This is a genomic window from Aureimonas ureilytica, from assembly GCF_001475935.1.
Classification (GTDB): domain Bacteria; phylum Pseudomonadota; class Alphaproteobacteria; order Rhizobiales; family Rhizobiaceae; genus Aureimonas; species Aureimonas ureilytica_A.
The window spans coordinates 1-630 of record NZ_LDQA01000107.1; the positions used below are offsets into that span (position 1 = coordinate 1).

1 pseudogene is annotated in these 630 nt (G+C 66.3%); it reads left to right on the forward strand.

From position 1 onward, the window contains the following. Positions 1-508 (forward strand): annotated as a pseudogene (locus tag NS365_RS22790) (IS110 family transposase); the annotation flags it as partial. Positions 509-630: the final 122 nt, after the last annotated feature.

The window sequence follows — 630 nt, forward strand, 5'->3', positions numbered from 1 at the left end:
ATGTGTATAATATACAGGTGATGGAGAGCCTCTTATCGGCACGCGCCGGTCTGCGGGCGAGCGAGGCGGCGCTTCATCGCAGGCTCCTGCAACTGGTCCGGCAGGACCCGGTGTGCCGCCGGCTGATGAGCGTTCCCGGCGTCGGCCCGGTGGTGTCGCTGGCCTTTGTCGCCACGATCGACGATCCCGGCCGGTTCTCGAACTCGAAGGCCGTCGGGCCCGCTCTGGGACTGGTGCCCCGGCTCTCCCAGTCCGGGGAAACGGAGCGGATCGGGCGCATCTCGCGCTGCGGCGACGCGATGATGCGCGGCCTTCTGTTCGAGGCGGCCACCGTGCTTCTGACCCGTGTTCGCACATGGTCCTGGCTGAAGGCCTGGGCGGTGAACCTGGCCCAAGCGGCGCGGCATGAAACGGGCCATCGTCGCGCTGTCCCGGCGCTTGGCCGTCATCCTTCACCGCATCTGGGTGGACGGAAGCCGAGTTCCAATGGACACGGGCAACGGCATGAGCAGGCTCTGAAGGAGGCAAGCCTTCGGGAACAGACCGATCATTGAAAGATCCGCCCTGGCGGAGACGTGTCCCTTGCGGGACGAGGAACGAGGCAAGCTCGCTAGGTAGGGGACTCACCCA